Genomic DNA, 20,896 nt, shown 5'->3' on the forward strand with positions numbered 1-20,896 from the left:
CAACCCGCCCAGTCATGAGGATGGCGAAGCTGAGCCGCTTCCCGGACTCCCAGCCCGCCTCCTGGGTCGCGATCCAGCGCACCGCGTCCTGCAGCCCCGCCACGCGGTGCGACGTCCAGCGACGCACTTCCTCATCATCGGCCAACGCCGCCAGCACGCCGGCGTCACCCTGCTCCCACGGCCTCAGCGTCAGATCGGTCGAGCGCAGCACCACAGTCGTCACCGCTAGGTCCTTCCTGTCCCCTCGCCACCTTAGATGACCGCGATCACACCACTTGACCAGCACCGGAGTACCCGCAACTTCTGACGACAGCCGGGGACACTGTGGCCCATGGCGCGGACCCCGTCCTGGGCCGTGCGGAGTGGCAGTGTCAGCGGGACATCGCCCGGACCTCACCATCTGCATGGCCGGCCGCAACTCCCCCAGGCGGCCACCAGCCAGGTCAGCGAGTCCTAAGAAGCCATCTCGATTGGTTGGCACGTCTCGGCGATGTCTTTCGGTGCGCTGGACCGTGATGTGAAACTTGTGGGATGGACATGGGACGTGAGTCGCGGTGGAGAAAGACGCCATAACAGTGGAGATCGTTTTCGCTCTCGTGAGTGCTGTCGCGCTGACTGCGGCAGTGTTTGCCGTAGCCCTGCTTCCTGCCCTGGCTCTCGGAGTCTCCAGTCCAGGGGGAAAGGCCACGCTGACAGGGGGCGCCCTGCTTGGAGCGTCGGCCGGAGTGTGGCGTTCGGTGCGGGTGCTGCTCCGCTTCGACGCGCAGCGCCGCAAGGGGCGCTGACTGCGAGTCCGAGATCCCAGGCAAGTCGGCGGTACTTGTCGTGGTCGTAGCCGCGGTCGCCCAGCACCACGTTCGGGCGGCGCCGGGGGCGGCCGCGCTTGCCTCGTACCGGGCGTGAAGCCGCTGATCGCCCGCCGTGGCATCGAGCACGGCCCCGGTCTGGGCGTCCAATGCTGGGTGGTGGAGCGCGTGTTCGCTCACCTGCGCTGGTTCCGCCGCCTGCGGATCCGCTGGGAGATCCGCGACGACATCCACGAAGCCTTCCTCACTCTGGGGTGCAGCATCATCTGCTGGCACCGGCCCAAGAACCACCAGACTTAAGCCCAGGCGGCAGCGGCTGGCTACAGCAAGATCTTCCGTTCTTCGGCCTTGAGGCCGCGGAGTGTCCAAAGTCCGTACAGAGCCAACAACGGTTTGACGACCATCCACTCGCCAGGGTGGTAGTCGTCCGCACGCACCAGCTTCTCCGCAAGATCGGGCCGCTGCCGCCGCAGGTATGCACGGGCCTTGAGCGCATGAGCTGGCTGGGAGGCGATCTTGATGCGATCCACGTCCTCAAGCAGTGGGATCACGTTCGTGATGTTCTCCCACGTCGTCGCGCTTTGGTCTTCGAGGAGCACCGTGCCGTCGAACGCAAGCACCGTCTTCGCGTAGCCAGCCATCAGCCGGGCCTCAGTGGCGCCGCTACTGGTCGCACCGCCACTGAAGATCACGCAGGTCTCATGCGCACCGTCAGCGGCGATGGACCGGATCCCAGCACGGACTCGCCATCGGTTGATCAGGTTCGCCGCCCCTTGGGGATTCCGGTACCCCAACACCACCACGGTCGCGGTGGTGCCCTCGCCACACCCCACGAGCGCTCGAGACCAGCGCCAGTTCAACCACTCACCCCAGGCCAGGGCTGCAACTCCAGCTATCGCCAATCCCGTCCGTCGCCGCATGCGGCGACTCTAGGTTCTGTCGTCAAATATCACGCCCACATCAGGAGTGATGCGAGGGTGACGGCTGCTTCGTAGGACTGGGCGGTCTTGTCGTAGCGGGTGGCGATGCCGCGCCATTGCTTCAGGCGGTTGAAGCACCGTTCCACGACGTTGCGGTGCTTGTACGCCTCGCGGTCGAAGGCCGGCGGGCGGCCTCCGCGGTTGCCGCGCCGGGCCCGGTTGCGGGCCTGGTCAAGCCGTTCGGGAATCGTGTGCGGTATGCCGTGACGGCGGAGCCAGGCGCGGATCGCCTTCGAGCTGTAGCCCTTGTCGCCCAGCACGTGATCGGGCCAGGTGCGGGGCCGTCCCGGTCCGATCCGGGGCACCCGGATCGCCTCCATCACGGTGGTGAACCGGGTGCAGTCGTTGGTGTTCCCGCCCGTGACGACGAAGGCGAGTGGACGGCCCCGGCCATCACAGGCGAGGTGGATCTTGCTGGTCAGACCGCCTCTGGACCGGCCGAGGGCCGGGGCGCGGACCCCCCTTTTCGAGCCCCGGCCGCGTGCTGGTGGGCCCGGACGATGGTGGAGTCGACCGAAACCAGCCAGTCGATGTCGCCCGCCGCGTCCGCTTTCGCCTGGGCGGCCCGAAGCATCCGGTCGAACGTCCCGTCCGCCGCCCACCTGCGAAAACGCGTGTGGAGCGTGGCCCACGGCCCGTACCGCTCGGGCACGTCCCGCCAGGCCGTCCCGGTCCGGAACTTCCACACGATCCCGTTCAGGACCCTGCGGTCGTCCAGCCGCTTCCGCCCCCGCAACGACTCGGGCAGCCACGGCCGAACGAACTCCCCCTCGGCATCAGACAGTTCATGGCGACGTATCACGACACCATGATCCACCAACGGTGATCATTTGAAGACACTGCCTAGGGCACCTCGGATTCGGCCACGAAGCAACCAGCCACGTCCACACGACGCAATCTGTTAGCAGTTCTAAAAGAGTGTTTTGTCCCAGAAGGGGTGCTTCATCGTAGTTCAGGCGGCAGAACGGTTCGGGTCGGCTGAGGCTTCGGACGTCTGCTGTGGCAGGTGAGGCGGGTGCCGTCTTTCGAGGGTCCGTTTCGGTCCCTTCGCTCCTGTCTGATCCCAACGCGCCCCCGGTCGCGCCTGTTTGCGCCCTGCAACGGGAGGGCCGTCATCGCTACTACAGAAACATGCCTCGCAGACTGCGACCGTATCCGAGTGACCTGTCCGATGCCCGTTGGAAACTGCTGGAACCGACTCTGACGGCCTGGCGGGCCGAGCGAAGAGGGAAGGGTCTGGACATCGGCCGGCCGCCCGAGCACGATCTGCGCCGGATCATGGATGCCATCCTCTATGTCGACCGGACGGGGATTCCCTGGCGGTATCTGCCACACGACTTCCCTCCATGGGAAACCGTCTACGGATACTTCGCCGCATGGCAGAAGGACGAGGTCTTCGACCAGCTCAACGGTCTCCTGCGGCGCCTAGTGCGGAAGGCCGAAGGCCGCGGTGTCGAGCCCAGAGCGTCAAGACCTCAGCCAACGTGCCCGCGGCCGGCCAGGGCATGGACGCGGGCAAGAAAATCGTCGGCCGCAAACGGCACATCGGCGTCGACACGCTCGGCCTCCTCCTGACCGTGCTGGTCACCGCCGCCAGCGTCTCCGACAACGCCGGCGGCATTCATCTGCTCTCGGACATCGCCGAAGGCCACCCCCGCATCACCAAGGCCTGGGCCGACACCGGCTACCGCACCAAGGTCGTCGAACACGGCGCCCGCCTGGGCATCGATGTCGAAGTCACTCGCCGAGACCCAGCAGAGAAAGGCTTCAAGGTGATCCCGCGACGGTGGGTCGTCGAGCGGACCTTCGGCTGGCTCATGCATCACCGCCGCCTTGCCCGCGACTACGAAACCCACCCCCACCGCTCCGAAGCGATGATCCGCCTTGCGATGATCGACCTGATGAGCCGCAGGCTCACCCGAGAGTCGACTCCGAACTGGAAGGACTCATAGCCTCCGCGCCACGCTGACGCGCGCGTTCTCTCCCCTCATCGTCTGCGGCCAGCGGTCATCGATGACATCCGCCGCTTCCCGGCAGGCGCCGCAGGCATCTGCCCGTTCCGGGAGCCACGAGCGGTCGGACGGCGACATGCCGGTTTCCTGGATGCCGCACAGCGTCTTGTCGAAGATGCCGAACGCGTGGGAGGCACCAGAGGCAAGGCCATCCGCGACGGCCTTCTCCCAGCGCATCCCCGGGGGCAGATACGGCGGTCGCGAAATCTCGAACCACTCGCCGCCCACATGGGTGGCCGCATGGCACCAGGAACAGGACCAAATCTCCTCTTCCCAGGCCGTCGGTGGCACCGGCCACCGCCACATCGACCGCCCGCACACATCACACTCCACAAGCGGATCCTCACACGCCGACATGGGCCACCCCAAGCGGCCGGCATCGCCCGAGTTATCAAACGCCCTGGCCGGAACAAAACGCTCTTTAAGCCGACCACAGCCGAGCTACGCCGCTACCGCGCACAAGAGTTGACCTTCCTGACCAGTCGAACCGACGCACTCGACCGGTGGTTCCACAGCGGGCAACGTGATGATGCGACTGCCAGATCCGCTCCCAAGCCAACGATGGTGCCCTCACCACTCGCGCCTCTCATCGACGATCTGCAATCACGTAACGTCACCGGATGGCTCAGCATCGGAGCCACGCTGCTGTCTTTGGCAACAGCCTCCCAACACAAGACAGCGCGCCATGGTGACGAGCTTCTCGACAACCCCTCCCCCAGCGGCCGAGGTCGCAGCCTGACAGTGCCCGTCACCGACGGCACCGACCCGGAACAAGGATGGCTGTTCGTCTGGGCCACGCGCCCTGCCAGACAGCATCCCGACGATGCCGAGAAAGACCTTCGCGGCTATCTGCGCGCCAAGAAACACCAGCTCGGTCTGCCACGAGGTGTCGTCTTCCTCTACGACGAACCAACCCGCACCCTCGTCGGGGTGTTCTACGACGGACACACCGGGCCGCTCGACGCCACGCTGACCGCAAGCTTGCATACCCTGCTGCCCGCCACATACATGCAACGCTCGATCCACCCGAACGTGAAGCGACTCTCACAAGGCACGAAAGGCACTCCGAAGCGCAAAATGCAGAGGCCAAAGCGGTAGCCACACCTTCTGAGACAGGCCGCGGCCCGGCTCGGCGTCCGTCGGGTCGATTTCGAGTGGATGCGCCGCCTGGGCTGGATCGCTCCGGTCTCCTTTCACCGCGTCCGCCTGAGGTCGTGCCGGTCGCGGTGGCCAGCTCGTCAGGGACGGGGGGCATCAGCTCGCGATCAAGATCCCTCCCGCCACGGCCGCGGCGACCCCCGCGAGAAGGGCTCCGACAGCGAACGCGATCTCACCGGCGCGGGAGCGGTATTCGGCGGCGAGGTCCGTGGTGAAGACGGCCGGGTTGTCGGGGCGGTAGTGGATCGTAAGGTCCCGGCCCCGCGAGCGGGCGGGATCGCTCAGCCCTACGGTGCGATAGGCGGTGACGGCGGTGCCGTCGTGGGTGGTGAAGGTGACGACCGGAGTGTGGCTGGTGGCGGTGTCACCGTCCTCGTCGACGGTGACGTCCTTCAGTACGGCGATGACGCGGCCCGGGACCGGGCCGCCGGAAGCGAGGCCCTCGATGCGCAGGCGTGAGTCGCGTATGGCCCCGGGCAGATAGGTCGCGCCCAGCAGTGTCCAAGGCACGCCGAAGCCAATGAGGGCCCACGGCCAGCCCCAGTCGATCGAGGCGACGACGACCAGCCCGACGTAGATGAGGAAGACCGCGAAGTTGGGCCAGCCGAGGCCGCTCCGTCCGGCGTCCGGGTCGGTGGTGAAGCGGTAGGCGTGCGGGCGGCCGGGAGGGTAGCGGATGCCGATCTCCCGGCCCATCCAGGCCGTGCTGATTCGGTCGCCGCACTCGCCATCATTGGTGACGGTGAACTCCTGCCCCGTGGTGGGATCGCGGAAGGTAATGACCACGGCGATCCCCTCGCGTCCCGAGCTCCCGTGCCGGGGCTCCGTGACCCGTTCGGTCCGGCCCATGACCCGGACCGCCCGCTGGCCGCGGGTCACCCCAGCCAGCGACCTTCCGTATCCGACGAGCGCGACCGCACCAAGGACGAAGCACCACAACGCCAGATATCCGTGCCAGCTCATCCGTGCTCCTCCTGGTCCCAATAGCCTGCCCCGCCCGGCTCACCCATGCCGTTCGGGCGCCCGTCCCGTCCGTCCTGTCAGCGCGCTGAGACGCGCCGCACGATCTCGCCGTGGCCGTTCGCCTCCAACGAGGCGGCGCCTTCGGCGCCGGTTATCCCGACTCTGAGGGTGAGGGCGCCGGACAGGCTCTCGGCGGTGAGCTGCCAGGTCCGCGGGGAGCGGACGCCGAGAGTGGCTCTGGCCTCCCGGACGAGGGCGGGAATGCGCGGGTAGGGCAGCGCGTCCAGGTCGAAGCCGGGTGCCTGCGAGCCCGCAGGGGTGAAGACGACGGTGAGGAGGCGGTCCTGTACGACGACGGTGAGAGCCTGGCGCTTTCTCCCATCGCCCTTGGTGAGCGAATCGACCGCCGAACGCAGTCGGCCCTCGTCGAACAGGGACTGTCCGGGGCCGAGGGCGACGGTGCCGGACGCGGCCGAGACGATCGTGGTGGACGAGGTGCCGGGGCCGGCGGGCCCAGCGGCGGAGGAGGGCCGGTCGATGGGGTGTTCCAGGCCGAAGAGGTCAGCACGGAAGACGAGGACCACACCGGCCGCTCCGAGCAGCAGGGCGAGGAGGGTGAGGTAGCCGCCGACGGCGCCATCCGGGGGCGGCTCGTCGGTGAGGGCCGGGCCAGGCGCTGAATCGATGCGGGCCGCGGTCGCGCGGTCCTCCCATTGCGGTGTCGGGCGCTTCACCAGCTTCACCGCCCACGGCTGGTGCGGTGGGTAGTGGACAATGACGATGCCGCCTGGTTTGTAGTCGGGCAGGTCGACGAGATTGACGGACTGGGTGGACTCGACGCGGTACGCCGGTCCGCCGTCCGGGGCGACGGTGAGGTCGAAGCGGACGGGCACGTCGCTGGTCTCTCCCCCAATGGCGCGCAGGCTCTCGATCTTGGCGAGCGCGGTACAGGGGACGATGGCCGCCTCGCGTGCGCGCTTGGGCGCCCCAGCGGCGAGGACCAGCAGTCCGTAGGCGGGGGGGACGGCCAATCCGCCGACCAGGAGCGGAACATGTTCGAGGACAGTGCCGACGACGAGCGCGGCGAGCGAGCTCCCGATCACCGCGCCCGTGAGGATTCCGCGGGCGAGGTCGAGGGGGGTGCGGCGTGTCGGCGGTCCGCTCGGAGGGGCCGGCGTGATCGTCATACCGAGATTGTGACGCCCCGGACCACGGCCCGATAGGCATCCGGACGCCTTCCTCTTTCCCCAACGGCTTTTCTAAGAAAGGACATTGTCACCTCTTGTGGTGCGGGTGTCGGATGATCTTGTGCCTTATGAGCTGGTGGAACGCATTGCTCCGCTGCTGCCGCCTCGTCCGCCGCGGCGTCATCGGTATCCCGGGCGTCTGCCGGCGGACGCCCGTGCGGCTTTGCGGGGCATCGTGTATGTGCTGCGCAAGAACGTGAGCTGGAGAGACGTGCCCGCCGAGCGGACCGGGTGCAGCGGGGTGACGGCCTGGCGGCGGTTGCGGGACTGGACCGAGGCCGGTGTCTGGCTCCCCTGGCCTGGCTCTGGCCCTCAGTACTGCGCGCCGTCTCATGGAGTTCGGCCGTTGTGAGCACTCCGAGGTCTCCGTGTACGCGGAGTTTCGTTCCGTCGCCGAGGCGTGGCGTGTGGCGAAGGAGATACCTGAGGGGTGGTCCAGGGGCAGGCGGAGCGTGAGGAGCGCGGAGGGGTGCCGTGGGAGGGGCTGCCTGGTCTGGTCGTCGGCGTGCAGGGGCCGGGTCTGCCGACCGATCCGGCCGCGTATGAAGGGCGGATGCCGGTGGAATGGGGGCTGAGTGAGCTGCCGGTCGGCAGTATCGAGGATGCGTTCGCAGCAGTGATCGGCTCGAATGTGGGCTGGATCAACTGGGAGATGCTGTGCTGGCCGGAGTCGCCCGAGGCGCGTTTCCATGGCGAGTCCAAGCACGCTGAGGTGACGCTCCTCTTCAACACCCGTACCCGCAAGCCCGACGTGCTCGCCGAGGACTACACCGTCCTCGTCCATGTCCGCAGCGCCGTCTTCGGCGGCGTCCAGACGAGAGAGCCCTACGCGCACTGGCTCGCCGAGGAAGTGGGACTCACGGTCATGGGGCCTGGGCAGCGGCTCTGACCAGGGCCAACCGCTTCCCAGCGGCTCTGGGCAGCCCGCCGGGTCGGCGGTGTGCGGTTGACGCTCACTCTGGTGGGCAGGCCCCAGGGCGGGCCCAGGGCTGAACCGCGGCGCTCAGCCGGCCTGTGCACCGGCCTTGCGTACCTCGAACCATCGGTACGGAGGAGGGCGCACGAGTGCGGCCGTATCTCCGGCGGGGGCGCCTTTCGCCTGAGTGCTGTTACCAGCGTTGCCAGGGCCTCAGGACAGGCCGGACAGCGTCACGAACACGGCGAACCCATCCGGTCCTCCGATCACAGGACGGCCTTCCTGTCACCGGCCGCCGGTCCCCCCGCAGTCGGTTCGCCTTCGCCCCCGGCTGCACCCGCGAGGCCAGGACGTGCGCGACCTGGTCTCACTTGAATCGGCAGGCGGTCCGCGCACACCGCAAGACCTTCACCGCCGCGCCGGCGATGAGGACGTTGAGGGCGGCGCCGCCGACGAGATAGAGCATCGATCCGTAGGGGTGGACCGTCTCAGCGCCGCTGCTGCCGCTGAGAGCGCCCAGGGGCAGGACGAGAAAGGTCGTGACGAGGAGGGAGCCCGGAAAGGAGAGGAAGAACAGGACGGCCTGGGTAGGGTCACTGTGGAGTCCGGCCGTCCCGCGGGCAGCGGTCACCGTCGCGATCAGCCCGACGTAGACGCAGGCGAGCACGGTCGCCTTGCGGTCGGCACAGACGGTGCGCTGAGTACTCATGGCGGGTCGCCACCATTCTTCAGAGAGGCGGAAAAGGGTACCCGGCATGCGGCCGACCGCCCCTTCGCCACCACGCGGGCCCCGGGCAGCCCGGCCGCCCCCAGATGCAGATTATTGAACATGTTCAACTTTGATGTCCAGAGAGAGGGCTCATCCCCGCCCGCACCGAGCTCCCGAACCGCGCTTCTGCGACGCAGCGAAAGGTCCCGGGCGCCGGACAACCACGAGCCCTCACCCGTGCGGAGGGCAATCCGTAGGGGTCGGCACCCGGGCGCCACCAGCACGGACGACGGGTAGAGCCGCTGCCCTTGACCAGTTCCTCATAGCGCGGATCCGCAGACGTCTCACATGTACGCGAAGTATCGATCGTTCCAGTACGCCACCCCCACCTCGCTCTCGTCGTCCCCCTCGCAGTCGGTCAACTCGCCGGCAGCAACCAACGCCGCGATCAGTTCCCTGTCGCGGTGCGCTTCCAGGAACGACGGTCCGTCGTAGAGCTCCCGCAGCAGCTCGGCCGGGACGAAGGTGCACCCCACCGCACTACAGACGTCATCGAGCCACCCCATCAGCTCCGGGGTCAGGGCCGTATCGCTGCTGGGAGCACTCTCGTCCTCCACCACTCTGGCGGTGACCAAGTAGGTGCCGAAGTGACTCATCGCGGCACGAAGGGGCCGGCCACCCAGCCCCGTCACCTCCGCAGGGACATCGATGACGCCGTAGAAACTGGCGTCCTGAGCCAGGTCACTCGTGCAGGACGGTCCGAAGCGTCCCTCCAGGGCACTCACGAGCCAGGCGAAACAGTCCCGTGAAGTGTCCAAGTCGAAATCGGAAGGTCGCTCCAAGTGGCGGGGCTCATCGAGTTCCAGGAGCAGCTGACGGATCCGGTCCAGAGGGAGCACGCCGCGCCCTTTCGTCAGTTCTGGTGCCCGGAGGTGTCACACATGCGGAGTCCGGGCTCGACCTCGATGCCGCCCGACACAGCAACCGAGCGGCAGCTTTGGCGCCGGATTCCTCCCGGCCCTTGCAGTCGTTGCGGTTCCCGGCGAGCGGCCGGCCGACCACGACGATCAGGCGGGTGTCGGCGTCGATGACGATCTGGTGGTTGATGGAGACCGGTAGTTCTTCGACCGCTCCGGGATGGAGTGGTCGCGGGTGGGGACCAGGGTGCCGTCGACGATGACCACGGTGTCCTTAGCGAACCGCTTGCGGGGATGGAGCGCGAGCATCGGCCCGAGGTAGTCGATGATCCGGTCCGCCGCCGACTTCGCCACCCCGAACAGCGGGGCCAGTTGCCGCATGGTGAGGTTCGTTCGCCAGTAGGCCGCGACCAGCAGGGCCCGGTCCTCCAGCGGAAGGCCCCCCCGGCCGGCCCTTGCGGACCGCGTCCGCACCCTGACGCCGCAGAACCGTTACCAGCTTCCCGAAGGCGCGAGGGCTCAGCCCGGAGAACGGGACTATCCAGGAAGATGCCGACGCCGTGATCACACCAGCCATACCAAGATCTTTTCATGGGGTGACTGGCGACTCGGCCCACCTATCAGCTGCCGCTCAGCGGAGACGCCCACGTGGGGTCGTGTCGGGATCTCTTCGTGAGGTGGGCCAGGAGATGCTCCGCCGCGATGGAGGCTGTGTCTTGCGGCGCGCCGACTGCGGTCAGGGCGGCGATAAGCCTTGCTGATGCTGTTTCCGGCACGTCCGGGTCGGTGAGGAGGGGAAGCAGCAGCAGGAAGCGGGTGGGCGTGTCCTGGACGCCTTCGTCCGCAAGCGACGGGCTGTCAGCAATCCGGATCAGTTCGTGCCATGACAGCCCAGTGCCCGAGAAATCTCCGTCCCAGCTGGCGATCTGCTCCGCGCAGCTTCTGCCGGGATGGGTCAGGAGGTAGTCGGTGCCGTAATCACCATCCAGGTTGCGGTAGATCACCACGGCTCCGGGGCTGTCTTCTGCCGGCACCCTGAACGCTGGCCAGCGCTCACGATCGAAGAGGACCTCGGACACGGCATCGACATCGGCACCGTCCTCGCCGAACCACTCTGGGACCGAGCGCTCGCCACACCCCCCGTCGCTGCACATCGCCAGCAGGTAGTTCGACCAGAAGCCCGGGTGGACCAGCAGTGACTCGCCCGGCACCAACGGGCCGACGTCGTATCCCTTGATCAGCACCCCTCGATCCTGTCATCAGCCACTGACACGGTCCGATCCGGGATCGGCAAGGGGGCGCCGTCCAGTTACGGGACAGCCCTTAGCTCATGGCGGCATCCAGGAACTGTTCCAACCAGTACTTCACCTGATGCCAGCGGCCGCAGAACAGCTCCGGTCGATTCTTGTTGAGCAGATCCAGTGGCCGATTGCACTCCCGGCACTGATCCACAGGAACTAAATCCCCCATGACACGCAACTGTAGCGGCCACCCATGAGCCGGGAGAATGCACGTCAAGCTTGGAAGTCTGGCTGCCCGCCTAGCGGTCCTGAAAGCCGCTCGGGAAGCCGTCCAGGCGCTCTGACAACTCTGAGCAGGCATACTGACGCCTGAGCAGATACGCAGATCCGGGCCACGGTAGAGCAGATCCGCAAGCTGCCGGATCCCAACCGGCCCGACGGGCGCTGGTGGCGTCAGCGCCGGGAGTGGCGGGCCCGTGAACGCCTGGTCGACGATGAGCGGACCGCGTACCTGGAGGCACTCGAGGCCATCAACAGGGACAGCCTGGACTACGTACAGACCGATTCCCTCTGGGACTGTGAGAGGCGGCGCGCCTGCTGAAGCTGTGAATTCGATCTTCATCCTCGAGCCGGGTCGCGAAGATCAGGCGCTCGCGTCCGAGGGCCCTGCAGAAGCGACGGGTCCAGGACATCCTCGATGCGCCTCTTGGTGATCTCGCGGGGGCTGGAGAGACGGTCGGCGATTCAGGCTTCGAGGGTGTCCAGGATGGCGGCCACATAGTTCTCGACGGTCTTGGTGCTACGGACCAAGAATGCCCATCAGAAGCAAAAGACTGGGCCGATGACGGCGCTGGCCAGACAGGGGTTGCCGTAGGTCCGGGTCCATCGACGGTGCGTCCGCGGTAAGGGCTGTCCCGTAAATGATCTCTGGGCCGTCTCGGACACGGTTGACTGCGGTGTGGCCCGCTGCCGCGGCCAGCAGGGCGATGACATCGATGCGTGGCACGATCGGAGCCGTCCCGAACAGCAGGACCGCGACGGCAGAGACGGCGAACACCGCCGCAGCGGTTCCCATCGTTCTCGTAAACCAGTTCGATTCCCTTATGCGGGCCAGCGTATCCACACCCGCCCCAACAACACGCACCGTAAGCGAACCCACGCAAGAATCGCCGCAGGGACCACAGCAGCAACTCGCCCGCGTGCAGCCGGGCACTCTGCCCGAAACGGCCGTAAAGCACGAGCGGGAACACGGTCGTTGAGGCGCAGTGACTGGGCGAGCAGACAGCCGGGCTCCTTGTACGGTCACCGCTTCTGGCGCCGGCCCCAGAACACCATGAAGACGAGGAGAAGGATCAGTCCAATGATGATGACCGCGCCCATGGGCCGCCCCTCGGGGATCCACTCACCTCGGGCAAGCTGGTAGTTCTCGTCCATTCCTTCTCCTCGGATCGTCGCTGAGCTTCGGTGTTGATGAGGTCCAGGATTCGGTGGCTGCTTGCTCGACCTGACTACCGACGAGTTCGCCAACGCCGAAGCAAGCAACGCCGGCTATCGCGCCCCCACTTACTGAGAGTGCTCCCGCCGCGACAACCGCGGAGCACACGTCGCCTCGGTCACGGTGCTGGCACCGCACCTGCCGCGTTCGGTCGGTGCGAGGTGGGACCATAAGACTCCTGTTACCCGTTGCGGGCTTTGAGCACCCACCGCCGCGATGCGGCTGCCGTCATCGCTACGCGCCCAGGACCGCTCCATCGCCGTTGACCTGCCCGGCCACGGAGCCCCCCAGCTACAGTTTGGTCAATTCGCCTGGCGGTCGGCGTCCGGCAGCGCGCGGCCGCGGCCGCCGTTAAAAAGGCCGCGGCCGTCAAGAGGCGCGGTTCGCTGCCCGCCGTCAGCTGATCCGACCGGCACCCTCCCACAGGCATCGGCGCTGCACCTGCTGCACCTCCAGGGGCGCGGCGCCGATCGCGTGCAGAGCATGCAGCGTTCCTCAACTCTGCGTGCGGCGTGAAGGAACGCTATGCGCAGCGCCACCGGTCCGCTCAGGCTTCTCCCCCGCCGGTGCTCGGGCTTGCGCCCACGATCGCCACCGCCTGCCCGCTCACCCGCACGCGCGAGTCCGTCGTGGAGGCCTCGACCCGCAGGAGGCTGGGCCGACCGAGATCCTCCCCCTGGCGGATGGTGAAAGCACCGGAGGGCGGGAGGGCGCCGAGGGCGCGCAGGTAGCCGCCGAGGGCGGCGGCCGCGGCGCCCGTGGCCGGATCCTCGACGACACCGCCGATCGGGAAGGGGTCGCGGGCGTGGAAGAGCTCTTGGGCCTCTCGCCAGACCAGCTGGAGCGTGGTCCAGCCGTGACGGTGCATCACCTCGGCCAGAGCGTCGAAGTCGTAGTCGAGGGCCGCGAGACGCTCGCGGGTAGCCACGGCCAGGACCAGGTGCTCGTTTCCGCCGAAGGCGACGTGCGGCGGCAGTGCCGGGTCAAGGTCTTCCGGGGACCAGTGCAGGGCCGTAAGGGAGGCGTTCACCTCCACGTCGCTCGCCGGTCGGGAGCGGGTGGGGACGCTGGTGAGCTTCGCCGTCACGGAGCCTGCGGGCTCTGCCGAGGTGTCCAAGGCGATCTCCCCCACCGGCGTGTCGAAGACGAGCGGGCCGGGGCCGATCCGCTCGGCCAGAGCCACCGCGGTGGCGACGGTCGCGTGACCGCAGAAGGCGACCTCGGCAAGCGGGCTGAAGTAGCGCAGCCGGAACCGGCGTGCCGCGTGGTCTGCGGCAGTGACGAACGCGGTTTCCGAGTAGCCGACTTCGGCGGCGGTCGCGAGCATGGCGGCATCATCGAGTGCGGTCGCGTCGAGCACGACGCCAGCCGGGTTGCCGCCGGCGGGGTGGGTGGTGAAGGCGGTGTAGAGCAGGGTCTCGGGGCGTGTCTTCAGGCTCATGCGCCTACTGTGGCACTGCGTAGACATCCGTACCAACGATGGATATCGATCGAATCCATCGTTGCATCCGATGGCATTAGCTATCGTCGGCGGCATGGACACCCGACTGCTGCGCACCTTCGCCACCGTCGCCCGGACCGAGAACCTGACTGTCGCCGCGGAGCGCCTGCACCTCGTCCAGTCCACCGTGACCGCACAGGTGCAGGCGCTGGAGAAGGAGCTCGACGTGCGCCTGTTCGACCGGCTGCCGCGCGGGGTGGTCCTCACCAGCGCCGGACGCGAGGTGCTGGCGCAGGCCGAGGCGGTGTTGGAGGCCGAGTCCCAGCTGCGGGCGGTCGCCGCCTCGACCGGTGGCGCGAGCGGTCCCGCGACCGGACGCGTGGTGCTAGCGGCCGGCGAGACGCTGGTGTCCGCACGGCTTCCGGGAGTCATCGCCGCGCTGCGGCGCAGCCACCCCGGGATCGAGGTGGACCTGCGCACGATGGCGACCGCAACCGCCGTCGCCGCGCTCCGCACCGGCGAGGTGGACCTGGCCCTGCTGCTGGAGGACGAGGCGGCTTTCCGCGACGTCGAGTGCTCGCCGCTGGCCCGCGAGCCGCTTGTGCTCGTCTGCTCCTCCGAGCACCCCTTCGCCGCCCGCAGCGCCACCGACTCGCCCACCGACTGGGCGGAGTTGGCCCGCGAGGACTACTTCCTGCACGAACAGGGCTGCTCCTACAGCGACCGCTTCATCGAGCGGCTGCTCGCCGCCGCCAAGGGCGCGCCGCCCCGGATCACGCGCTTCGGCAGTCTGGAGGCCGCCAGGTCCTGCGTGGCCGCAGGCCTCGGCCTCAGCCTGCTGGCCCGCGCGAATGTCGCGGACGCGCTCGCGGCGGGCCGCCTGACGCAGGTGCCCGGCCCGCAGTTCCCCGACGTCACCGTCCAACTGGCCCGCCACCACCGACGCTGGCTCTCCCCCGCGGCGGCCGCGCTCACCGCGGAGCTGCCACACCACTTCCCGCACTGAGCGCAGTTGCGCCGGCGGCCAGCGAGCCCAGCCGCGCGCCCGGTCGGCCGGTCACTCATCGCGCACGACCACGATTCACTTCGGATCTACTCGCCTAAGCCGTGCGAATGCTGCGCCGGAACAGTGGCTCGCCACACGGCCCCGTACTGGTGCCGGTCTGCGGGATTACTCCGAGAGCAGCTCGTCCAGCCTGCCTTCGCGGTCAAGCTTGCTGAGATCGTCGTACCCACCGACGTGCTTGTGGCCAATGAAGATCTGCGGCACCGATGTCCGCCTGCTGCGCTCCTTCATCTCCTCTTCCTTCTCAGGATCGGTATCGATCAAGATCAGTTCCAGGTCGGCCTCGTCCACCCCCTTCTTCTTCAGGAGTGCCACTGCCATTGGGGGTACGGGGACCCTCTCTTCGTGTAGACCGTCACCTTCGGTCTCATGACGCCTCCTCCATCCGCCTAAAACTGACTCAGGTGATCATGCTCGCCGCGTCGAAGACGCAACCGTGGGATCGGTACGCCACCACTCGACCGGCTGCTCCGCCACCGCCTCCATCCGTTCCATTCGACCAGTGGGGACCGAAACGGTCACCTGCCGTGGAGTCGTCGCCGAGGAGAGAACGGCGTTTCACGAATCTGCGCGCAGGCCATCGGCTCGGGTGCCCCATTCCGTGAAGTACGACTCCGTGATGGCCTCCGCGACGATCGGATGCAGCTCCTCCTCCGTCGCACCGGCTACCTGGAGCTCCAGGATCTGCTTCACGTAGGTAGGCGAGATGTCCGTGGTGATCTGGCGCTCGCGCCCGTCGTCCGAGCTGCCCGTGCACGTGCATCCGAAGGAGGCCGTCACCTCTACCATCATGCCCCTGGAGGCGGCCGCTGCCGCGCGTGCCTGTGCCCTGGCCTGGGTTTTCCCCTCGGATTCCGTCTCCTCCACCCGGGCGGCCTGGAGCCGCTTCTGCGGCTTCGTCAGCTTCCCCGCGTGGTAGCGCTCCACCGTCCGCCGCGATGTGCCCACGCGCTCCGCCACGGCTGCGGTGGACCCGCGCCGTGCGTGCGAAGGAATTTCATACGTGCCTTTGCCGATTTCGGGGCGGGCCGGGTGAAGAGCTTCCGCTCCGCCCGCACAAGGGCCTCCAGGACCTTGCCCCGACGCGGGGCCGGCTGCTGCTGCTCGTGATCGCTCACCCCCCTTAGTGCTGTGACCGGGAAGGTTCACCGGGATGGGAAGTGATGGGTTGACCTGTCCCGTTCGGGCCGTGGTGCCGCCGTCAGTTCAACGTTGAGGGCCCGTGATGAGTGCGTCGACCTCTTTGCCGAGGGTGTTGATGTCGACGGTCTGGGCAGTGTCGACGATCAGAGCGTGCCCGTCCAGCCCGAGCGGTCCTGGGTGGGCGGCCCAGACGGTGACGCGGTCGCTGATCTCCTCGCAGGTGAGGTCCCCGTCGAGGTGGCCTGGGTGGCGTTTGCGCGTCCGGAACCGTTCAGCCACAAGTTCGGTATCGCAGTCGCAGAACACCTCGACCAGCTGCGCGTCGAGTTGGCGGAGTCGGGCGGGGGCGGTGTCGTGGTGCCACCAGTTGACGAGAACGGCTCGCCCGGCGTCGGCAGCTAGCGCGAACAGGATGTCGTCGCTGGCCCGGCTCAGTCGGTAGCGCCATGCCTGATCGCCGATGCCGAGGGAGTCGTAGAGCGATTCCAGGATCACGTCTTTGTCGATGACCGGCAGGCCGAGTTCCGCGGCAAGTCCGCGGGCCAGGGTGCTCTTGCCGCTGGCCGGCAGACCGGAAACGATCACGAAGACGTTGTCGATCACCACGTCAGTCTGTCGCAGCCCGATCTCCGGGCTGCCCGCAGGGTGAAGTCGGCGTTTCTTCCGTCCTGCTCAGGCCGCTGTCGGTAGCGGTCTGCCGCCCCATCGGATGGCTTTCTCGCTGCGGACGCGTTCGCGTTCGCGTCGCTGCGCGGCCAGGACGTCAGGGTCGCGGGCGGTCTGGTTGCGCCGGGCCGAGGGCCTCGGACGGTGTGTGCAGTCCGTCCGGTACGGCTGGGACGAGCTCACGAGCGTGCAGCAGTGGATGTGCGAGCAGGTTCTCGGGATCGAGCCCGCCAGCGAGGACGAGAAGCCCAAGCGCCGTACGCAGGCCGACAAGTGGGCGATGAACGACGAGGTCGCTCGCCAGTTCTACGAGCGCGAGGGCCACCTCCAGGTCCCCGGAACTGGGTTGACCGGATCGCCGCGCCGAGGACCAGGAGGAGCGGGAACACAAGCTGGGCGCCTGGACCAGCAACCAGCGCAGCCGGGCGGCAGCCCTGCCCCCGGAGCGGATGGAGCTGCTGTCCGCGATCGGGATGCGGTGGTCTTGATGGTGGGCGTCGTCGTCATCGCGGCCGCCGCGCTCACGGCCGGCTATCTCCTCGGGCGGCTGCGCCCGTGGCAGCGGCTGGGCGACTGGGCGGCCGATCAGGTCCGCTACGCCGGTACGTGGGTCCGGGGCGGCGCCGGGCGTCAGGCCGTCGTCGTCCTGGCCCACGCCGTCACCGCACCGCGCACCAGCTGGCGCATCATGCGCGCCACGGCCACCGAGCCTCAGGCGCCCACGCCCGCACGCGATCCGGACTGGGCCGCTGGCCATCACCGGTGAATGAGGAGCCCCCGGTTCTCACTCGGGGTGCCAGCGCAGCCGCGAAGCAGCGCCCACCATCGCGCTCCACCTCGACACAGACCAGGGCGGCGCAGCAACAGCTGCGCCGCCCTGGTCTGGTGCTCCTCGGATTTCGCCGACGTCACCGGACAAAGAGCAGCATCCGCCGTTCCGGTCGGTGTAGAGCGCTGTCCCCTGCGTTGTGCGGGTGGGGTATGGGAAGGTCAGGCCGGGTTGATGTTCTCTGCCTGGGGGCCCTTCTGGCCCTGGGTGACGTCGAACGTCACGGTCTGGCCCTCCTGGAGCTCACGGAACCCAGAGGAGTTGATCGCGGAGTAGTGGGCGAAGACGTCCGGGCCGCCGCCGTCCTGGGCGATGAAGCCGAAGCCCTTCTCCGCGTTGAACCACTTCACAGTTCCTGTAGCCATGTCTCATGCCTTCCAGTCGAGTACGCCGCCCACACCATGCGGGAGGCGGAGGTGATCGCCCTGGTTCCTGCGGCACAGCACAGCAAAAAGCCCACGCCGGAGGCGTGGGCAAAGGGAACTTCCGAACCACGACAGCTGACGCAGACGTTACACGCCCGCACACGCTGTCACCATGGGAAAGACGCGCCCCGGTTCAAGCCGCGGCCGTTGGATTCGCCGATTCGGTGGCGCGGCGGTGGTCGGCGTTGATGCGCTGGGCCTCTTCGAGCTGGTCCTCGAGGATGACGATCCGGCAGGCGGCCTCGATGGGGGTGCCCTGGTCGACAAGTTCGCGGGCGCGGGCGGCGATGCGGAGCTGGTAGCGGGAGTAGCGGCGGTGGCCGCCTGGGGAGCGCAGCGGGGTGATCAGGCGGTGTTCTCCAAGCGCGCGGAGGAAGCCGGGGGTGGTGCCGAGCATCTCGGCGGCCCGGCCCATCGTGTAGGCGGGGTAGTCGTCGTCGTCGAGACGGCCGTACGAGTCGTCTGCTGTCATTTCACCTCTCTGTGGAACGCGTGGAGGGGCCCGGGTGCCGTACTGGCACCCGGGCCCCGAAGGAACTGCTACACCATCTGCCGGCCCTGATGCTGCACCGGCCTTCTGTTTCCGCAGACCCGACCTGAATGCTGTCGGGGGTGCGGGGATCGCGGTTGCTTGACCGGAGACCACCTCACTATCGATGTCCTGCGGTACCCGGGCTCAAGGCATCTGCCCGGGCGATCCTGATGGTGCTCGGCTCCTCCGTTCTTCCCTCTGGGTCAATCACTTACCAAACGGGAACTGCGTACTGCTGGTGGCCTGTCACAGCGCCACTTCGGCAGCCAGCCCCGTCGCCCGTCCTGCGTCTGCTCTGGCTTAGAACCCCACTGCCGAACCTCCCGGTGCGCGCGCCCGCAGCCGACGCCTTCACCGAGGTACTGCTCACTGACTTCACTGCTGGGTACTGCGGTACTTCTCACGGCGGCCCCTGATCACTGCGGGCCACCCGGTCCGGTCACCAGTCCCGTCGCCGTCCTGCAACCGCTCTGGCTTCGAAACTCCATCACCGCACCGTCCTGCGAACTGCGACTGCGGATACTGCCGCCCGGCAGTTCATCTCTGCCGGGCCCTGCGGTCCTTCTTGGTTACGAGAGAAACCATAACCACACCATCGCCGAATGTCTACCGTGGCCAACATAGATTTCCGCGCGTCCGGCGATGAGGTAATCGACCTCGAACAGCGACACTGAGGGGCGCAGGGGCGGCCCCCGCCGGGTTGACCGCCACCGGCCGGGGCACAAGTACGGACAGACAGAACCGGGTATTGGCGATCGAGAGACCAAGGTGAACCTGATGGACGCGATGAGCCTCGATGTCGCAGCCGCCCGCCTCACCGCCTCCATCGCCGACGCCCGCGGGCGCACCCGGACCTTCCTCGCCGGCCTCGTACGCCCGATCGGAGGTGGCGCTGCCGACACGGTGGTCTTGGTCGTCTCGGAACTCGTCACCAACGCCCTGCGCCATGCCGGCGGCACCTGCACCCTGGACTTGGCCGCCCACCCGGACAGCATCGAGGTGGCCGTCCACGACCCCAGCCGGCAGGCGCCGCGCATGCGCACCCCCGACCTGAACGGCGGCACCGGAGGCTTCGGCTGGCCCATGGTCAACCGCCTCGCCCGCACCACCCACGTCACCGCCACCTCCAGCGGCGGTAAAACCGTACGCGCCTACCTGCCCCGATAGCCCCGCCGCAGCACGTCCCTCCCCCGGCGGCGTTGCCGCGATGAGCCGACATCGCTGGAGGGGACGTATCACCCGCGAGACCGTTCCCGAGCCGGTCCCACCACCCGGTCCTGGCCTACCGCAAGGCCAGGACCACCGCCGTCCTCACGTACCCATCGCGTCGTTGCCGCCAGCATGGGCTTGCCCAGGGTGTCCTTAGGCTTGCCCGCGCCCGCCAGCGGCTTACCCGGCTCAGCGGCGCAGACGTGAGAGCCAGCCGTTCTGCTTGCGCACGGCCTGGTCCTGCTCTTGGTCGCGCTCCTCCTGCCGGTGACTCACACCCCAGGTCAGGTCCAAGTCGGCCTCGAACCGCTGGTCGCAGTCCCCGCACAGAATTGGGTGTTTCGCTGGGGAAGAGCCCCAGCCGACGGGCTCGGTCACCCTCCATCGTTCATGGGGCTGCTCGACAGGTGTAGCCCAGAGCCGAGAGCGCCTTCATGTGAAAGCAGTTTTCCTGCTCCAGAAGAATCGGCCTGATACGCGCTGCCGCAGATTCGACCACTTCCTCGGGCGGGAGCTCGTACGAGATCCAGACCTCGTCTCGGTCGACACGGACGTTGATGCTCATGCGGGTCAGCTCGACAAGAGCGTCCCAGTCGGCGGCCAGCGAGTGTTCCTCCACCCTGCGGGCCCTCAACACGAAAGCTTCCAGCAAGCGCTGGTGCTTCTCGTCAAGAGTTTCCGTCTGCCCGCGGCTCACGCTTCCCCCTCGCATCGACCGCTTCCAGCATGATGTGCCTTCTCCGTCGTATCCATCCAATTCGCCGGGCTGGTCCCTGCCAGAAGGAGAAGCGCGGCTGGTCGAAAGTCGTGCCCAGCTCAGCGGCGCAGGCGCGAGAGCCAGCCAGTGGCCTTCTGCTCCGGCACGGCCGGTTCCTGCTCCTGGCGCGTCGCACTTGGCCAGGCTTCCTCCCAGGAGGGCCCATGCCGTTGGCTGCAGTCCCGTCACAGGGTCGGACAGGCCTTCGGAGGGAGGCGTCCCAGCCGGTAGTACTCCACCGCCTGCCACCGCTCGTATGTGAACGTTGCCTTGCACAGTGCAGCGACATGCTGCGGCACATCTCCACGCGCCCATGGGCGCGTGGAGATGTGCCGCAGCATGTCGCTGCACTGTGCAAGGCAACGTTCACATACGAGCGGTGGC

The 20,896-nt window shown here is 67.8% G+C and carries 22 protein-coding genes and 7 pseudogenes; 10 read left to right on the forward strand and 19 right to left on the reverse strand.

Features of this window, described 5'->3' with window-relative positions:
- On the reverse strand, positions 1-223 hold a 223-nt coding region (locus EAO70_RS37740), incomplete at its 3' end, for a GNAT family N-acetyltransferase (RefSeq protein WP_187283784.1).
- A gap of 308 nt (positions 224-531) precedes the next feature.
- On the opposite strand from EAO70_RS37740, the pseudogene EAO70_RS38465 reads away from it, so the two are divergent.
- A pseudogene (locus tag EAO70_RS38465) lies at positions 532-785 on the forward strand (DUF6332 family protein).
- A 111-nt stretch (positions 786-896) separates the two neighbouring features.
- Positions 897-1,106: pseudogene (locus tag EAO70_RS07745) on the forward strand (IS5/IS1182 family transposase); the annotation flags it as partial.
- A 20-nt stretch (positions 1,107-1,126) separates the two neighbouring features.
- Here EAO70_RS07745 and EAO70_RS07750 read toward each other — a convergent pair.
- Positions 1,127-1,726 carry a YdcF family protein gene (locus tag EAO70_RS07750; RefSeq protein WP_148002272.1) on the reverse strand — a complete coding sequence of 200 codons (600 nt, stop codon included), beginning with the start codon at positions 1,724-1,726 and terminating at the stop codon, positions 1,127-1,129.
- A gap of 29 nt (positions 1,727-1,755) precedes the next feature.
- Positions 1,756-2,585 (reverse strand): annotated as a pseudogene (locus tag EAO70_RS07755) (IS5 family transposase).
- 332 nt (positions 2,586-2,917) lie between these two features.
- Between EAO70_RS07755 and EAO70_RS07760 the strand changes: the two are divergent.
- Positions 2,918-3,738 (forward strand): annotated as a pseudogene (locus EAO70_RS07760) (IS5 family transposase).
- Here the strand turns inward: EAO70_RS07760 and EAO70_RS39005 are convergent.
- Positions 3,733-3,975 carry a hypothetical protein gene (locus EAO70_RS39005; protein WP_261992737.1) on the reverse strand — a complete coding sequence of 81 codons (243 nt, stop codon included), beginning with the start codon at positions 3,973-3,975 and terminating at the stop codon, positions 3,733-3,735. The pseudogene EAO70_RS07760 and the gene EAO70_RS39005 sit on opposite strands and share 6 nt — an antisense overlap.
- Positions 3,976-4,263: 288 nt before the next feature.
- On the opposite strand from EAO70_RS39005, the gene EAO70_RS07770 reads away from it, so the two are divergent.
- Positions 4,264-4,896: a hypothetical protein gene (locus EAO70_RS07770; RefSeq protein ID WP_148002273.1), complete on the forward strand. Its 633-nt coding sequence runs from the start codon at positions 4,264-4,266 to the stop codon at positions 4,894-4,896.
- 156 nt (positions 4,897-5,052) lie between these two features.
- On the opposite strand, the gene EAO70_RS07775 is transcribed toward EAO70_RS07770, so the two are convergent.
- Together EAO70_RS07775 and EAO70_RS07780 are read right to left on the reverse strand one after the other, a co-directional pair.
- A complete protein-coding gene (locus tag EAO70_RS07775) occupies positions 5,053-5,919 on the reverse strand; it encodes a DUF3592 domain-containing protein (RefSeq protein ID WP_148002274.1) in 867 nt (288 codons plus the stop codon).
- Positions 5,920-5,996: 77 nt separating this feature from the next.
- A complete protein-coding gene (locus EAO70_RS07780; RefSeq protein ID WP_148002275.1) occupies positions 5,997-7,106 on the reverse strand; it encodes a hypothetical protein in 1,110 nt (369 codons plus the stop codon).
- 106 nt (positions 7,107-7,212) lie between these two features.
- On the opposite strand from EAO70_RS07780, the pseudogene EAO70_RS07785 reads away from it, so the two are divergent.
- A pseudogene (locus EAO70_RS07785) lies at positions 7,213-7,455 on the forward strand (transposase); the annotation flags it as partial.
- Positions 7,456-7,596: 141 nt separating this feature from the next.
- Entirely contained in the window at positions 7,597-8,055 is a 459-nt protein-coding gene (locus tag EAO70_RS07790) for a hypothetical protein (RefSeq protein ID WP_148002277.1), read from the forward strand.
- 394 nt (positions 8,056-8,449) lie between these two features.
- Here the strand turns inward: EAO70_RS07790 and EAO70_RS07795 are convergent, their stop codons facing one another.
- The 6 genes and pseudogenes from EAO70_RS07795 to EAO70_RS07820 form a co-directional block, all read right to left on the reverse strand.
- Positions 8,450-8,791, reverse strand: coding sequence for a hypothetical protein (locus EAO70_RS07795; RefSeq protein ID WP_148002278.1), 342 nt, complete (start codon positions 8,789-8,791; stop codon positions 8,450-8,452).
- 344 nt (positions 8,792-9,135) lie between these two features.
- Positions 9,136-9,576, reverse strand: coding sequence for a hypothetical protein (locus EAO70_RS07800; RefSeq protein WP_148002279.1), 441 nt, complete (start codon positions 9,574-9,576; stop codon positions 9,136-9,138).
- A 145-nt stretch (positions 9,577-9,721) separates the two neighbouring features.
- Positions 9,722-10,285, reverse strand: a pseudogene (locus EAO70_RS07805) (transposase family protein); the annotation flags it as partial.
- Between the two features lie 43 nt (positions 10,286-10,328).
- Entirely contained in the window at positions 10,329-10,952 is a 624-nt protein-coding gene (locus EAO70_RS07810) for a hypothetical protein (RefSeq protein WP_148002280.1), read from the reverse strand.
- 1,299 nt (positions 10,953-12,251) lie between these two features.
- On the reverse strand, positions 12,252-12,383 hold the full coding sequence (locus tag EAO70_RS39010) for a hypothetical protein (RefSeq protein ID WP_261992738.1): 132 nt from the start codon (positions 12,381-12,383) through the stop codon (positions 12,252-12,254).
- Between the two features lie 608 nt (positions 12,384-12,991).
- A complete protein-coding gene (locus EAO70_RS07820; protein WP_148002281.1) occupies positions 12,992-13,885 on the reverse strand; it encodes a PhzF family phenazine biosynthesis isomerase in 894 nt (297 codons plus the stop codon).
- Between the two features lie 94 nt (positions 13,886-13,979).
- Between EAO70_RS07820 and EAO70_RS07825 the strand changes: the two genes are divergently transcribed.
- Positions 13,980-14,891: a LysR family transcriptional regulator gene (locus EAO70_RS07825; RefSeq protein ID WP_148002282.1), complete on the forward strand. Its 912-nt coding sequence runs from the start codon at positions 13,980-13,982 to the stop codon at positions 14,889-14,891.
- 165 nt (positions 14,892-15,056) lie between these two features.
- On the opposite strand, the gene EAO70_RS07830 is transcribed toward EAO70_RS07825, so the two are convergent.
- The 4 genes and pseudogenes from EAO70_RS07830 to EAO70_RS39015 all read right to left on the reverse strand — a co-directional run.
- On the reverse strand, positions 15,057-15,266 hold the full coding sequence (locus EAO70_RS07830; protein ID WP_315986218.1) for a glutaredoxin domain-containing protein: 210 nt from the start codon (positions 15,264-15,266) through the stop codon (positions 15,057-15,059).
- 243 nt (positions 15,267-15,509) lie between these two features.
- Positions 15,510-15,911: a telomere-protecting terminal protein Tpg gene (gene tpg / locus EAO70_RS07835; RefSeq protein WP_261992739.1), complete on the reverse strand. Its 402-nt coding sequence runs from the start codon at positions 15,909-15,911 to the stop codon at positions 15,510-15,512.
- A gap of 246 nt (positions 15,912-16,157) precedes the next feature.
- Positions 16,158-16,697 (reverse strand): AAA family ATPase, encoded by a 540-nt coding sequence (locus EAO70_RS07840; protein ID WP_187283788.1) that lies wholly within the window; start codon positions 16,695-16,697, stop codon positions 16,158-16,160.
- A gap of 69 nt (positions 16,698-16,766) precedes the next feature.
- A pseudogene (locus EAO70_RS39015) lies at positions 16,767-16,886 on the reverse strand (IS630 family transposase); the annotation flags it as partial.
- Between the two features lie 266 nt (positions 16,887-17,152).
- Here EAO70_RS39015 and EAO70_RS40250 point away from each other — a divergent pair.
- Together EAO70_RS40250 and EAO70_RS07850 are read left to right on the forward strand one after the other, a co-directional pair.
- Positions 17,153-17,248, forward strand: coding sequence for a helicase associated domain-containing protein (locus EAO70_RS40250; protein WP_410091146.1), 96 nt, complete (start codon positions 17,153-17,155; stop codon positions 17,246-17,248).
- Positions 17,239-17,526 (forward strand): hypothetical protein, encoded by a 288-nt coding sequence (locus EAO70_RS07850; RefSeq protein ID WP_410091143.1) that lies wholly within the window; start codon positions 17,239-17,241, stop codon positions 17,524-17,526. Before EAO70_RS40250 ends, EAO70_RS07850 begins: the two co-directional genes overlap by 10 nt.
- A gap of 224 nt (positions 17,527-17,750) precedes the next feature.
- Here the strand turns inward: EAO70_RS07850 and EAO70_RS07855 are convergent, their stop codons facing one another.
- A complete protein-coding gene (locus tag EAO70_RS07855) occupies positions 17,751-17,954 on the reverse strand; it encodes a cold-shock protein (protein WP_030224583.1) in 204 nt (67 codons plus the stop codon).
- A 193-nt stretch (positions 17,955-18,147) separates the two neighbouring features.
- Positions 18,148-18,486 (reverse strand): MerR family transcriptional regulator, encoded by a 339-nt coding sequence (locus EAO70_RS07860; RefSeq protein ID WP_148002286.1) that lies wholly within the window; start codon positions 18,484-18,486, stop codon positions 18,148-18,150.
- Positions 18,487-19,323: 837 nt separating this feature from the next.
- Between EAO70_RS07860 and EAO70_RS07865 the strand changes: the two genes are divergently transcribed.
- Complete coding sequence (locus EAO70_RS07865; protein ID WP_148002287.1) at positions 19,324-19,713, forward strand: ATP-binding protein; 390 nt, start codon at positions 19,324-19,326, stop codon at positions 19,711-19,713.
- 430 nt (positions 19,714-20,143) lie between these two features.
- Here the strand turns inward: EAO70_RS07865 and EAO70_RS07870 are convergent, their stop codons facing one another.
- Positions 20,144-20,452 (reverse strand): hypothetical protein, encoded by a 309-nt coding sequence (locus EAO70_RS07870; RefSeq protein ID WP_148002288.1) that lies wholly within the window; start codon positions 20,450-20,452, stop codon positions 20,144-20,146.
- Between the last annotated feature and the right edge of the window lie 444 nt (positions 20,453-20,896).

This window comes from Streptomyces sp. adm13(2018), from assembly GCF_008042145.1.
Classification (GTDB): Bacteria; Actinomycetota; Actinomycetes; order Streptomycetales; family Streptomycetaceae; genus Streptomyces.